Origin of the sequence: Paenibacillus sanfengchensis, from assembly GCF_036864765.1 — a bacterium.
GTDB classification, from domain to species: domain Bacteria; phylum Bacillota; class Bacilli; order Paenibacillales; family Paenibacillaceae; genus Fontibacillus; species Fontibacillus sanfengchensis.
In genome coordinates, this window is the sequence record NZ_JBAGJC010000004.1 from 248,820 (window position 1) to 262,847 (window position 14,028).

The following is a 14,028-nucleotide window of genomic DNA, read 5'->3' on the forward strand; positions in this document are numbered from 1 at the left end:
ACCGGCTGTTTTATTCTGTATATAGAATTCCAGGCTTCTCTCAGGATAGTCGCGTCTCTTGGATATGTCCGATGACTTTGCCGCGCAGTTCCGGCTTCACGGGGGATTCCCCCGCCAGCTCCAAGGCCCAGAGGACGGCTCCCGCGGCGGGAGGAACCTGCAGGAAAATATAATTGCAGGGGACTTGGGTCAGAGCGGCCATCTGCTGTCTGAAGCCATCAAACAGCAGAGGCGTCTCGGCCTTGACCCATACGGACCCGGCCAAAATAATGTCAGCTTCCCGATCGCCGGCGAAATTCAAGTGCTCCAGGCAGCCTGCGACAGAGCGGGCAAGCTGCTCCCCCGAGTGACGAATGATTTGAAGTGCGGCAGAATCTCCTTGGTCCGCGGCGCGGAACAAAATGCGAACCAGTTCTGTCGTGGGTAAGCTTCGCCTTACCGAGCCCTCCAGCACGGTTTCGATATAATCGGCTTTGGATGGAATACGCAGCAGTTCCATTACCGGCCCGGTCATGGCCGTCTTGGGGCCAAGCCGGTAAAAGGTGTCGTAAACCGTCCGCAATACGCGTCTGGCCAGATAAAACCCGCCTGCTTCGTCACCGGACAGTTCGCTGCCGACTCCGCCGATCTGCAGGCGCTCCCCGGTTTCGGATATGCCGGCGGTGGACATCCCCGACCCGTTAATGGAGCAGACGCCGTACCCTTTTTCGCTCCCCGCCTTGATGCCGAGAAACGCATCGTTATCCAGCGCAAAATGGGCCAAACCAAGCCGCTCGACCACCTCGCACAGTTTGGCTTTTTGCGGAGGGATATCCGCTCCAGCCAAGCCAAAGGCACCGGCGGCAAGCAGCTCCGGAACAAGCCGGTGGGGCGCCAACAACCTGCTTAAATGCTCCCTCATGGCCCGTTCCGCGCCGGCATACCCGTCGGGAAACCGTTCATGGCTACAGGTGCCGGTATGAAGATGATCGATATAATTGCCGTCCAGGTCGAACAGGAAATAATCCGTCTTGCTGTTTCCGCCATCAACGCCGATCACATATTTTTTATCCATGGCCAGAACCTAACTTACGGGAAAAAATTGCGGCAAATAGACTTTGTGCGCTTCCTTCAATTCCTGGAAGCAGGCGTAAGCCGCGTCATAATCACCGACCAGCGGGTTCATGAGCAGCGCGCGCATGGCGGCGTCTTCGCTTCCGGTCACGGCGGCGGTCACGGTCTCGCGCTCGTAAGCTTTGACCATACGCATGTAGTCGATGATGTGCCGGTTCGCGAAACCTTCAACTTTGATTGGTTTGGCCCCGTCGCGTCCAATGACCGCCCGGACTTCCACCGCATCCGTATCATCCATGAACTCAAGCGCTCCGCGATTCAACAAATTTACCACATGAACTTCCTGCTTGTCGTTGTAAATGGCGTCCACCAGACTGATCGCAACTTCGGAATAATTGGCCCCACCCCGGGAGGACAGCAGCTCGGGTTTGGTATGCAAATTCGCATCGGAGTAGATTTGCAGGAGATCCTCTTCGATTTGCACGCATTTTTCCCCGCGGCTCAATTCGCTCGACCGGAGAAGGTCCAGCTTCTTGTTTTTGAAGTAGTAGTATTCGAGATAGGAGGAAGGGATGGCACCGACCATTTGGATCAATTCCTTGCTGAAACCACTGGAAGGAATGTTCTTCATGGCTTCGCTGTTCAGGCCCATATCGAGCGCCCGTTTGAGATAGTCCTGGCCATCTTGTTCGATCGCGGTGATCCAGCTGAGGTGGTTAAGTCCCAAATAGGTGATCTCCGGGTGGTCCAACTGCAGCGTTTCACGGATGCTCTTGAACATATTGAAGGGAACGTTGCAAAGCCCCAGCATTTTAACGTCGCTATAATTCAGCAGGGCTTCCGTAAGAATGCCGGCGGGATTGGAGAAGTTGATCAGCCAGGCGTCCGGGCAAAGCTCCTTCATCCGCTGCGCGATTCCCAACATGACGGGGATGGTTCGCATTGCTTTAAAAAAACCGCCGATGCCGCAGGTTTCCTGGCCGATCAGGTCGTATTTGAGCGGAATCTTCTCGTCCAGGATCCGGGCAGCCAGTTTGCCGACGCGAATTTGCCCCAGCACAAAGTCGGCATCCCGCAGCGTTTCATCCAGATCCGCCGTCCTGACGACGCGGCAGGTGAGCTGCTCGGCCCGGATCATCCGTTCGCAGAGCCGGCCCACGATATCAAGCTTGCGGGCATCGATGTCCATAAGAACGAGCTCCGTGACCGGTAGAGCATGCTTGCGCTTGAGGATACCCTCGATCAGTTCGGGCGTATAGGTGCTTCCCGCTCCAATAATGGAGATTTTTAACTTGTTATGCATGGAAACCATCCTTTGTTGTTATGACGTGAACATCCAGACTTTTTCGCGGTTATTATAGCATGGTGTTCATCGATGCGACAATAAAAAACGTAAATAAATTTTATGTTGAATTAATATTTTTGAAATAAAATTTTAAGTGGGAGGGATCGATTTCCAGGTTTTTTGAAAGAGATCGCTTGTTTTTTACGCAAAAAGCGCTTAAGATATGAATGCATATCATGGGAAGTCAGCTTTTTGAGAGAAAAGTAGAGTAAGAGAAATTCATTAAGTGAGTAGGGAAGCTGCGATGGCGATTAATGATAATATCCTGATCAAAATCCGGGAAATGAAAGAGAATTTGACACCGGTAGAGCGGCTGGTGGCCGAGTATATTTTGGCCAATACGGAAGAAATTCCGCATTTGTCGATCAAGAGTCTGGCCCGTTTAAGCAAGACCAGCGACGCCTCCGTGCTGCGTTTCTGCAAAACGATGGGCTACAGCGGGTACCGAAATTTCATCGTGAGTATTTCCGCCGCCGTCGGCTCCATGGACGAGGAGCGGAACGACGGATACACCGACATTCAGCCGGGGGACGATCTTAACACCATTATTTCGAATATTTCGCGTAACAATATGAAATCCATAGAAGATACCCTCAGCGTTTTGGACAGGAATGAGGTGGACCGGGCCGTTAAAGCACTCCGGGCGAGCAACCGTATCGTTTTTTTCGGCATGGGCGCTTCGGGGCTGATCTGCCAGGACGGTGAGCAAAAATTTTCGCGGATCAACAAAATGTGTCACGCTTATATCGATGCGCACAGCCAGCTTACGGCGGCGACCTTGCTGGGCAAGGGCGACGTGGCCATCTTTGTTTCCAATTCGGGAGATACGGCCGAAATCCTGGACACGCTGGAAGTGGCCAAGAAGAACAAAGTCAGCACGATCGCGATCACCCGGTACAATAAGAGCGAGCTGGCGGATAAGGCCGACATTCTCCTGGGGATTTCGACGCCCGAAGTGACGATGCGCAGCGGGGCCATGGGCTCAAGAATCGCCATGCTTACCGTCATCGACATTTTATTTGCCGGCGTGGCGAGCGCGGATTACCAGAACGTGAAGAAGTTTCTTACAAAAACGCACAATATTCTCGCCTTCAAACATAGAAACCGGAAATAACCCGGCATTTTGGGCTACATAATGGGCTGTCCCAAGGTCATCTTTGATGATGGAGGGGCGGCTTTTTTTATCTCGTGGACGAATTAAAAAAACAAAAAAATATTACATCATAAAATTTTATTTCAAAAACTATTGACGGTGTAAGGTTTGCCCAATTAATATAAAACCAAGAATTGAGGTCCCAATTCACCAGTGAGGAGAATGAATCGGCCATGGAACAATACTTTGCAGGACTGACCACAGAAGGAATCAACCCCGACACGCAAATGATTGACGAGTGCACGACCGAGCAAATGCTGCGGCTGCTCAATCAGGAGGATGCCAAGGTTCCTGCTGCTGTGGCTGCGGAAATCCCGCAAATCGTCAGGGCGGTGGATATTCTCCATCAACTGCTCAAACAGGGTGGCAGAATGTTTTATATAGGAGCGGGCACCTCGGGAAGATTGGGGGTGCTGGACGCCTCCGAATGTCCGCCTACTTTCGGTGTCGATCCCGCCCTGGTGCAGGGACATATTGCCGGGGGAGACATGGCATTAAGAGTAGCCGTTGAAGGTTTTGAAGACAGTGCGGAGGAGGGGATCGCTTTAATTGAGCGCGTTGGCGTGACAGCGCGGGACGCCGTCATCGGCATTTCGGCCAGCGGCTCGGCCAGCTTCGTCATCGCCGGTTTGAAGAAAGCCGCCGAATTGGGGGCGGTAACGATCGGCATCGTCAATAACAAGGGGTCCCGGTTGGAGGAAGTCTGCGATATTTGCATCGTTCCGGTGGTCGGCCCCGAGGTTATTATGGGCTCGACCCGGCTGAAAGCGGGCACGGCCCAGAAGCTGGTGCTGAACATGCTGACCACTTGCACGATGGTCAAGCTGGGGAAGACTTACAACAACTTGATGGTGGATCTGAAGGCAAGCAACAAGAAGCTCTATGACCGTTCGGTCCGGATCATCCGGATCGCTACCGGAGTCGATCCGGATACGGCGGCCGATTTTTTGGCGAAGGCGTCCATGAACTGCAAGCTGGCGATCCTGATGATCAAAACCGGACTGGACGCGGTCCAGGCGGAGCGGGTTCTTGCGGAATGCGAAGGGAACCTGAAATCCGCCATTCGCACAACCAATCAAGTAAGATAACGTTCGATAACCCGGGGGGAGGATTTTCAAATGAAAAGAAAAACGCATGTACTGACTTCACTGCTGGCTTTCTCTATGCTGCTTGCCACGTTGACGGCTTGCGGAACCAAAGGTAACGAAGGCGGCGGCGCAAACGCTGCAAAAGCCGGGAACGGGGAAGCGAAAGATACCATTACCGCGCTGCTTCCGCCGGTTTCGGGGGAATTTCAGAACAATTTTGCCCAAATGGAGAAAGACTTTAATGCGCTCTACCCGAATCTTACTTTGAAAATCGAACCTGCGAGCTGGGAGGATATGACCCAGAAGCTCGATACGCAGGTCAATGCGGGAAGTCCTCCTGATATCGCTTTCATTGGCTCGGATGGGATTTCCAAGTACGTTCAACAGGGGATGCTGATGGATATTACCGACACCGCGACCCCGGAAATGATCGCCGACTATGATCCCGCGCCGCTGGAATATATGAAGAAAGGCGAAGGACTCTACGGGTTCCCCGCTTATATGGAAGTACACGCACTGGGCGGGAACAAAGAATATCTTGAGGCCGCGGGGATCGACTGGAAAAACGTGCAGAAAAACGGCTGGACTTACGAAGAATTCCGCGAAGCGATCAAAAAGGGAGTCGTCAGGGAAGGCGACACCACGAAACGATACGGATTCGTTTTCGCTACCGCCGGCGTCACCGCGAAGGACTACTTGAACATTCTGATTAAAAATGCCGGGATGCCGGCCCCTTTCAACAAAGATTTGAAATATGCGTATACCAGCAAAAACTTCCTGGAAGTGTTGAAGGCGATCCGGCAGTTGATCGACGACGGCTCGATGCCTAAGGAGCTTAGCTCCGTCGATGCCGGCAAACGTTGGAATATGTTCCTTACGGGACAGACCATGATCACCGGCAAAGGGCTCGCGACGTTTGAGAATTCCGCCAAGAAGAATAATGAAAAGCTCAAGGCCAACGATGGCAGCGCCGTACAAGGCAGCATCCCTGTGGATTATATCGTCCTGCCGGTACCGACCTTCGTGGGCGAGGAGCCGATTTCCAGCACTGTGGTCGACGGTTATGTTACCTTCCGCGGCAAAAAAGAGCCGACCGCCGAGCATAAGGCAAATGTGGTAAAAGCCGCCTACTTCCTGGCAAGCGGTAAGGTAGCGGCCACGACAAACAACGATCTATTTGCTGCCCATATCACGAAGAGCGGGAGAGAAGCGGCCAAGAGCATGACGGTTGACCGGAATCCGGACAATGTGGCCGCCGTGGAAACGATGCTCTCGCATGCGAACCCGGCCCGGCCGGACATCCCGGTCGACCTTGGCGCCAAAGCGATCAAGATCGAGGATGCCGTTATCATTCCGAAGCTGCAGGCGCTTCTGGCAAACGAAATCACGCCGGAGGAAATGTACGAAGCGGTCAAGGCCGAGGCGATCGGCACCTTCGGTCAAGACGGAATTGTAAACGATTAGTCCTACCCATCGGGCAGTCGCGTAAAACCGATTCGGCTGCCCGATCCTTTTTTCGCAAAACGGTTGGAGAAGGAGTTTGGACATTATGGCTCACTTGGCAAAAGCACAGAATCCACCCAAGATCGGCAAGAAGCGCAAATGGAAAGGAGACGGCGCTTGGGCTTACGCGTTTATCGCCGTGGCGCTGGTCGTCTACGCCATGTTTACCGCCTACCCCGTGGTCAGCGCCTTTATCATCAGCTTTCAGGAGTACCGGCCGCTCGGCTCGGTGTTCATCGGCTTTGATAATTACGTAAGCACATTTAAAGATTCGCTCTTTTGGAAATCGATCACGAATACTGTGGTGTATACGGCCCTGACCGTTCCGGTATCGCTGTTTCTGTCCTTTGCCGTCGCGATCATGATTCTTCCCTTTAAGAAGGGGCTGCAAACGACGTTTAAAGCGGTTTACTACCTCCCCGCCGTCGCATCGGGGGTCGCTTTATCGGTTGTATGGCTGTGGATTTTTGATCCGATGACCTCGGGGATATTGAACCAACTGCTGGGCGTGTTCGGCATCGCCAACCAGAACTGGTTGGGATCGAGCGCGACGGCCATGTTCTCCCTCGTGCTGATGGCCTGGCTGTCGAGCCACGGCACCAGCATCATTATTTATCTCGCCGCGCTGCTCGGCATCGATTCAAGCTATTACGAAGCGGCGGATCTGGATGGGGCTTCTTTTTTTCAGAAGCTGTGGTACATCGTGATCCCGTGCCTTAAGCCGACCACCTTGTTCCTGCTCGTGACCGGCGTCATCGGTTCGTTCCAGGTTTTCCAGAACGCTTATCTGATGACGGGCGGTGGCCCGGACAACGCGACGACGATGGTCGGACTGCTGATCTTCGACAACGCGTTCAAATACTTCGAGTTTGGCGAAGCCGCCGCGCAATCCCTGATTTTGACGGTGATTATCGCCGGTATTTCCCTGATCCAATTCAAATTTCTCGGCAACGATGTTGAGTACTAGGGGAGGAGAGAACGATGGCGCTATACAGCAATCATACCGGACGCAAAAGCGTAAAGCTTGCCCGCAATACCTTCATGATCATCGTGCTTGTGCTCTTCGCGCTCGCCACCCTGTTTCCGATCTATTTCATGATTATTTCCTCCTTCGGCGACCCGGTGGAAGCCGGCGCTCTAAGCTACACGCTTTGGCCCACCAAGATCTCACTGGATTCCTACAAGTTCTTCTTTGATTACAGCGAATATTCCTACCGCTGGCTGCTGAACTCGCTGATCGTCGCGGGCAGTGTCACGGTATTCAATGTAGTGTTTGCTACCTTGGCCGGATACGCGTTCTCCAAAATCCGGTTTAAAGGAAGAAACGTGCTGTTCTTTATTTTACTCTGCGCGATGATGATTCCTTATCAAGTTACCCAGGTACCGCTTTACATTCTGATCGTGAACGTATTCCAAATCCAGAATACGTACGGCGCGCTCATCCTGCCGGGGATCGTCACGGTCTACAATATTTTTCTGGCCAAACAGTTCATGTCGTCGATTCCGAACGAAATCCTGGAATGCGCCAAGGTGGAAGGCTGCAACCAGTTCCAAATTTTTATCCGCGTGATCGTGCCGCTGTCCAAAACGGTCATGGCGGTCATGGCGATTCTTACATTTATGGATAGCTGGAATACCTTCTTCTGGCCGTTCCTGGTGACTAACACGATGGATATGCAGACCATTCAAGTCGGATTGAAAAACTTCCGTTTTGCCAATACAACGTATTTTGCCCCGATGATGGCGGGGGCCGCCATTTCGGCGATCCCGATGTTTATCCTGTTCTTCAGCCTGCAAAAATACTTCCTGGAAGGCGTTACCGTAGGGGCGGTGAAAGGATGAACGACGGGCGGAGCAAGGGGGGCGGCGGCACCCGCTACGCGGTGGGACTCATGTCCGGCACCTCCGTCGACGGGATCGACGCGGCGGTGGTGGAAATCCGCGGGGAGCTGGACCTGAAACCGCAAGTCCGCCTGGTGGCGTTCGAGAACTTTCCGTATCCGGCTTCAGCCAGGGAAGAAATTTTTGCACTGTTTGATCCGCGGAAAGCGACGATCGACCGCGTCGGCCGGTTGAATGTTTGGCTGGGCGAACTGTTCGCGGAGGCGGCTTTGGAGGTGATCCGCAAGGCGGGACTGACGCCCCGGGAGATCGCCTGGATCGGTTCGCACGGGCAGACGATCTATCATGCGCCGGAAGCGCATGAACGGGACGGCTTCGATTTGCGGTATACGGTGCAAATCGGGGAAGGGGCCGTGATCGCGGCCCGGACGGGCATTCCCTGCGTCTCCGATTTCCGCGTCGCCGACATGGCCGCGGGCGGGCAAGGGGCGCCGCTTGTCCCTTTTACGGAGTACTTGCTGTACCGGGAAGAGCACCGGACTTTGCTGCTGCAAAATATCGGCGGCATCGGCAACATGACCGTCCTTCCGGCGGGCTGCCGGGCGGAGCAGGTTTACGCCTTCGACACGGGCCCCGGCAACATGCTGATCGACGGGGTGGTGTCCGGGCTGACTCTGGGCAGGCAGACGATGGATGCCGGAGGAGATATGGCCAAACGCGGGCGTATCCATGATGGGCTGCTTCGGGAGTTGCAGCGGGAGCCTTATTATTCCCGGCCGATCCCTAAATCGACCGGAAGGGAGCTGTTCGGAGCGTCCTATATCGATCGATTGCTGGACTATCGGGAACGGCATGGCCTTTCGGCGTGCGATCTCGTGGCGACGGTGACGCGGTTGACAGCATGGACGGTCGGCGAAGCTTACCGCCGCTTCGTCCGCGACCGGGATCCGGCGGACGCGCTGATCGTCGGAGGCGGCGGGAGCTACAATCCCGTGCTGATGGATTTCTTGAACGCCGAGATGGCACCGATGAACGTCGCCGTACGGACCCAGGAAGAAGTAGGGCTGAGCAGCGACGCCAAAGAGGCGGTGGCCTTCGCGCTGCTCGCCGGCTATACGCTGGCCGGGCGGGCCAACAATCTGCCCGGCGTGACCGGGGCGGAGCGCCCCGTGGTGATGGGCAAGATCAGTTACTAATGCTCCATCAGACATAGTAGTAGGGGATATTGAGAAATTGAGAATACATTCGCACGCCCACAGACATCCAAATCGTTTGAGGCCCACGGCGATCAAGGTGCCGAGTGCACCTTCCAACCCTTCCAGCTCCAAAAGATGCAAATCTGCAGGTATTTAGGCTGATTCACGAGGGGGTGCGAAAAAAGATGCAAATCTGCAGGCATTTCTGGCGATTTTAGAGCAACGAGCCGGTTTCGTCAAAAATTCCTGCAGATTTGCAGAAATTTTGAAATTCTTGTTCCGTACTAGAAAAAAACATGCAGATATGCAGGAATTCAATGTTATCAAGGTTGTCTGATGGGGCACTAGAGGTTGTCAAGCCGGAACCAGGCAGGGAGGATCGCGCGCATGTTGATGACATGGGAAGATCGTTTCACCCCCGGGGTCATCGAGCTATGGAACCGGGAAGCGGTGCGGGACGGGTACAAAGCGCTGACCGAACAAAGTTTTGGAGGCATTTTTACGGCCAGCCCGTATTTTGACCGCGAAGCGGCATGGGTGATGCGGGACGAAGACGGGACGGTGCGGGGCTTCGCCTGCGGGTGCACGGGTGATGATTTGCCGCTCGGGGACATCGCGGGTTACATTACCTGCATCGTGCTGGACGAGGAGCTGCAAACCGATGAGAGTTACGGAAGACTGCTGGAAGCCCTGGAGCGGCGTTTTCGAAGCTTAGGCAAAAAGCAGGCCGATGTGCTGTTTTTTAATCCGATGCAGCTGCCGTGGTACATCCCCGACACGCCGCGGCATGAGCACAACAATGCGCCCGGCGTCCCGGTAGGGAGCGGGCTGCACGGCTTTTTGCTCCGCAGTGGCTACGCGGAACGGGCGCGGGAGTGCGGCATGTATTTGCCGCTCGAACAATTTACGATCCCGGAGGAGATCCGGGCCAAGGAGCAAAAGGCGGCCGAAGCCGGATACCGGGTCGAGCTCTACGATCCCGCCCGGCACGACGGTCTTGTGGAGATGCTGGACGGCTTCGACAATCCGCTGTGGAGGCGGCAGATTCCCGAGTACGCCGAAGCCGGCGAACCGCTGGTGATCGCAGCCTTGAACGGAAAGGCCGCTGGCTTTGCCGGGCCGGTCATCCGGGAGGAGAAAGGCCGCGGCTTTTTCGCCGGCATCGGAGTGCACCCCGCGCACGAGGGACATGGGCTGGGCAGCGTTTTATTTTTCAAACTGTGCGAGGCATTTCAACAGATCGGGACGGATTACATGTCGTTGTTTACCGGTATGACGAATCCGGCGATGCGGATTTACGAGCAGGCGGGATTTCGGAAGGTCAAAACATTTGCGGTCATGAGAAGGGAGTTCTAGCGATGAGCGAACAGGAACGGTTAACGATTCTGGCTATCGGAGGCCATGTGGGGGATATGGAATTAACCGCGGGAGGCGTGCTTGCCAGCCACGCGCTGAAGGGAGACCGCGTCGTCACGCTGGCGCTGACCGCCGGGGAACGCGGCGTTCCGGCCGGAAGGGATATGGCCGAGTACCGGGAGCAGAAAGTGCGGGAGGCGGCCGTTTTTGCCGAGATGCTCGGAGGCGAGTCCATCGTATTCGAAATTCCCGACGGCGAGCTGACGAACAGTGAAGAGATGCGCTACCGGGTGTGTGACGTGATCCGCGAGGTGAGGCCGAACATCTTGATCACCCATTTCAAGAACAGCATGCACAAAGATCATATGACTACGCATTTGATCGTGAACGACGCGCGCTTTTTCGCCGGGCTGGGTTCGCTGAAGCGGGAACGGCCGGCGCATTTTGCTTCCAGGCTGTACTATGCGGAAAACTGGGAGGACGCGGTCGACTACAAGCCTTACGTGTACATCGATTTCGACCAGGAGGCCTACGACCTGTGGGTGAAGGCCGTGTCCCAGCATTGGTTCGTCACGGGAAGCGCTTCCTTTCCTTATCTGGAATATTACAAGCATCTGGCCCGCGTGCGCGGCATCGAAGCCCGGAAGCAGTATGCGGAGACTTTTATGGTGCCGGCGGAGACGATGCGCGTGCTGAAATCGGATTTGATGTAATGAAACGGCGTGTTTCAGCAGGCCGTTAAGGGGAGGTTTGTGGTTATGGTCAAGAGCGGGATCGATAATATCATGTCGTACGCCCGGCTGCTCAAAGGGAAACGCCTGGGACTGATCACGTCGCCGACGGGACTCGCTTCCGGCTTTGTGTCCACCATTCAGGTACTGAAGGAGCATTTTCATTTGGCCGCCCTGTTTTCGCCGGAACACGGCGTGCGCGGCGACCAGGCGGCGGGCGCCATGGTCGAAACCTATACGGATCCGCTGACGGGCGTTCCGGTGTACAGTCTGTACCGGAAGGATTCCAAGCGGATGACGCCGGAGATGCTGGAGGAAGTCGATGCGGTCGTCTACGATATTCAGGATGTGGGGATTCGCTACTACACGTTTATTTATACGATGCTGTATGCCTTGGAAGATTGCGCCAAGGCGGGCAAGCCGTTTATTGTGCTGGACCGGATTAACCCGCTGGACGGCGTTACGGTGGAGGGCAATGTCCTTAAGCCGGGGTTCGAGTCGTTTGTCGGCAATTATCCGCTTTGCGTACGGTACGGCTTGACCGCGGGAGAGGTGGCGGCGATGGCGAACGAGATGGTGGGCTGGAACGCCGAACTTCATGTCATCCCTTGCGAAGGCTGGGACCGGCGCATGCTGTTTCCGGAAACGGGGCGGATCTGGGTGCATCCTTCGCTGAATATCCCGCGCTTTGAAACCGCTCTGCTGTACGGCGGCACCTGCCTGTTTGAAGGCACGAACCTGTCGGAGGGGCGCGGCACGACGTTTCCGTTCGAAATGATCGGCGCGCCATTCATCGAGCCGGAGGCGCTGGCCGCGGAAATGAATGCGCTGCGGCTGCCGGGGGTGATGTTCCTGCCGGTGTATTTTAAGCCGACGACATCCAAATTTGCCGGGGAATTGTGCGGGGGCGTGCAACTTTACGTGACGGATGCGCGGGCGCTCAACGCTGTGGAGGCCGGGGTGACGCTGCTTTATACGATCAAGCGAAATTACGAAGATTTCGCATACCTGTCGCCGGTCAAGGAAAACGCCCGGCCGTTTATCGATCTGCTGTGCGGCGATAAACTGTACCGCGAAGGAACGGTGCCGCTATCGGAAATGCTGGAGCAGTTCCGGGAGGAGAGCCGGGTGTTTGCGAAGATGAAAGAGAAGTATCATCTCTATTCAAGGGGTGACCACGTATGACATCTCCGGCGATGACGGTAAGGGAAAAAATCGGCCAACTGATTCTGACGGGCTTCTCCGCGCCGGAAATGACGGGCGATTTGCGCCGCTTGGTTACGGAGTATAAAATCGGCAACATCATTCTATTTTCGCATAATGTAGGCGGCGTGGAACAGTTAAGCCGGTTATGCGGCGAATTGCAAGCGTTGATCATGAAGGAGACGGGGCAGTCGGCGCTGATCTCGATCGATCAGGAGGGCGGCCGGGTCACGCGGTTGCCGGATGAGGCGACGAACGTACCGGGGGCGATGGCGATCGCCTCCGGCGAACGGCCGGAGCAGGCGTATGCCGCCGGGCGCATCACGGCCCGCGAGCTGCGGGCGCTGGGGATAAACTTCAATTTGGCGCCGGTGCTGGACATCAACAACAATCCGCACAACCCGGTAATCAATGTCCGTTCTTACGGGGACACGGCGGAGACGGTTACCGAGTACGGCCTGCAGATGCTGCGCGGTTTGCGGGACGGCGGCGTGCTCGCGGCGGTCAAGCATTTTCCCGGGCATGGCGATACGGCGGTCGATTCGCATCTCGGCCTGCCGGTCATCGGCAAAACGCTGGAAGAGCTGGAGGCGCTGGAGCTTGTGCCATTCCGCCGGGCCATCGAAGCCGGTGCCGAAAGTCTCATGACCGCGCATATCCTGTTTCCGGCGCTGGAGGCCGAGCGGGTGCCGGCGACGATGTCCCGGAAGATCGTGACCGATCTGCTCAAAAACGAGCTTCAGTTTGATGGTCTGATCGTTTCCGATTGCCTGGAGATGGATGCGATCAAAGAGTTTTACGGTACGGCCCGAGGGGCGTTAGGCGCTTTGCAGGCCGGGGTGCACATGGTATTCGTCAGCCATACACCGGAGCTTGTGATCGAAACGGTGGAACTGTTGGAGCAGGCGGTTCAATCGGGCGAACTCCCGATGGAGGTTTTGGATGAAGCGGTGGCCAAGGTGCTGTATTATAAACGTAAGTATGCCGCGGTTGAGCGGGCCGGGCAGGACTTGTCCATCGTCGGCTGTACGGCTCACCGCCGCGCGGCCGAGCAAATGAGCCTGGAGAGCATTTGCCGCGTTCGCGGTGAACTAAGACGTGTGGAACCGGGAGATCCGCGGACAATATTTATCGGAAGCCGGCCATACCGTTCCGACCTTGCCTCCAGCAGCGTCGATGCCGCGTTTTCGTTTCCGGAGACGTTGGGACGAATATTCTCTGCGGCGCATCAGGTGATCGGCATCGATCCGGAGGACGAGGAAATCGAAAGGATTGCCGCCGATGTACGACCGTACCCGCATATCGTCATCGGATTATTCAACGCTCGTGAACATGAGGGCCAGTTGAAGCTGGTCCGCCGTTTACGGGAGCAGGGGCACCAAGTTACGGCGGTTGCCTTGGGGCGTCCCTACGATTTGGAGATGCTGGACGGTGATGTGTGCGGGCTGGCCGCTTTCGAGTACACGCCGCTGGCCGTGATGTCGGTCGCGCGCGTTCTGGACGGCTCTGTCACAGCCACCGGACGGATGAGCATCGCTCTGAGATAAGGAAGTGACAC

At 55.7% G+C, this 14,028-nt stretch carries 12 protein-coding genes; 10 read left to right on the forward strand and 2 right to left on the reverse strand.

The genetic code is table 11. From position 1 onward, the window contains the following. Positions 1-40 precede the first annotated feature (40 nt). Both V4U84_RS10370 and V4U84_RS10375 read right to left on the reverse strand, forming a co-directional pair. Positions 41-1,054, reverse strand: coding sequence for an N-acetylglucosamine kinase (locus V4U84_RS10370; protein WP_334071462.1), 1,014 nt, complete (start codon positions 1,052-1,054; stop codon positions 41-43). 9 nt (positions 1,055-1,063) lie between these two features. Continuing rightward, positions 1,064-2,356 carry a 6-phospho-beta-glucosidase gene (locus V4U84_RS10375; protein WP_334071461.1) on the reverse strand — a complete coding sequence of 431 codons (1,293 nt, stop codon included), beginning with the start codon at positions 2,354-2,356 and terminating at the stop codon, positions 1,064-1,066. Between the two features lie 286 nt (positions 2,357-2,642). Between V4U84_RS10375 and V4U84_RS10380 the strand changes: the two genes are divergently transcribed. The 10 genes from V4U84_RS10380 to V4U84_RS10425 all read left to right on the forward strand — a co-directional run bounded on the left by V4U84_RS10380 (position 2,643) and on the right by V4U84_RS10425 (position 14,017). Further along, positions 2,643-3,512 (forward strand): MurR/RpiR family transcriptional regulator, encoded by an 870-nt coding sequence (locus tag V4U84_RS10380; protein ID WP_334072044.1) that lies wholly within the window; start codon positions 2,643-2,645, stop codon positions 3,510-3,512. Between the two features lie 212 nt (positions 3,513-3,724). Then, positions 3,725-4,639, forward strand: a complete 915-nt coding sequence (gene murQ / locus V4U84_RS10385) for an N-acetylmuramic acid 6-phosphate etherase (protein ID WP_334071460.1) — start codon at positions 3,725-3,727, stop codon at positions 4,637-4,639. 30 nt (positions 4,640-4,669) lie between these two features. Further along, positions 4,670-6,103 carry an ABC transporter substrate-binding protein gene (locus V4U84_RS10390; RefSeq protein ID WP_334071459.1) on the forward strand — a complete coding sequence of 478 codons (1,434 nt, stop codon included), beginning with the start codon at positions 4,670-4,672 and terminating at the stop codon, positions 6,101-6,103. 85 nt (positions 6,104-6,188) lie between these two features. After that, positions 6,189-7,109, forward strand: a complete 921-nt coding sequence (locus V4U84_RS10395) for a carbohydrate ABC transporter permease (RefSeq protein WP_334071458.1) — start codon at positions 6,189-6,191, stop codon at positions 7,107-7,109. A 14-nt stretch (positions 7,110-7,123) separates the two neighbouring features. Continuing rightward, positions 7,124-7,984 carry a carbohydrate ABC transporter permease gene (locus V4U84_RS10400; protein ID WP_334071457.1) on the forward strand — a complete coding sequence of 287 codons (861 nt, stop codon included), beginning with the start codon at positions 7,124-7,126 and terminating at the stop codon, positions 7,982-7,984. After that, the gene (locus V4U84_RS10405; RefSeq protein WP_334071456.1) at positions 7,981-9,180 is read left to right on the forward strand and encodes an anhydro-N-acetylmuramic acid kinase; all 1,200 of its coding nucleotides are present in this window, start codon (positions 7,981-7,983) and stop codon (positions 9,178-9,180) included. The genes V4U84_RS10400 and V4U84_RS10405 overlap by 4 nt, the downstream gene beginning before the upstream one ends. Positions 9,181-9,567: 387 nt before the next feature. Continuing rightward, entirely contained in the window at positions 9,568-10,536 is a 969-nt protein-coding gene (locus tag V4U84_RS10410) for a GNAT family N-acetyltransferase (protein WP_334071455.1), read from the forward strand. Positions 10,537-10,538: 2 nt separating this feature from the next. Then, entirely contained in the window at positions 10,539-11,249 is a 711-nt protein-coding gene (locus tag V4U84_RS10415) for a PIG-L deacetylase family protein (RefSeq protein ID WP_334071454.1), read from the forward strand. A 45-nt stretch (positions 11,250-11,294) separates the two neighbouring features. Next, positions 11,295-12,452, forward strand: a complete 1,158-nt coding sequence (locus tag V4U84_RS10420) for an exo-beta-N-acetylmuramidase NamZ family protein (protein ID WP_334071453.1) — start codon at positions 11,295-11,297, stop codon at positions 12,450-12,452. Beyond that, positions 12,449-14,017 carry a glycoside hydrolase family 3 protein gene (locus V4U84_RS10425; protein WP_334071452.1) on the forward strand — a complete coding sequence of 523 codons (1,569 nt, stop codon included), beginning with the start codon at positions 12,449-12,451 and terminating at the stop codon, positions 14,015-14,017. The genes V4U84_RS10420 and V4U84_RS10425 overlap by 4 nt, the downstream gene beginning before the upstream one ends. Positions 14,018-14,028 lie beyond the last annotated feature (11 nt).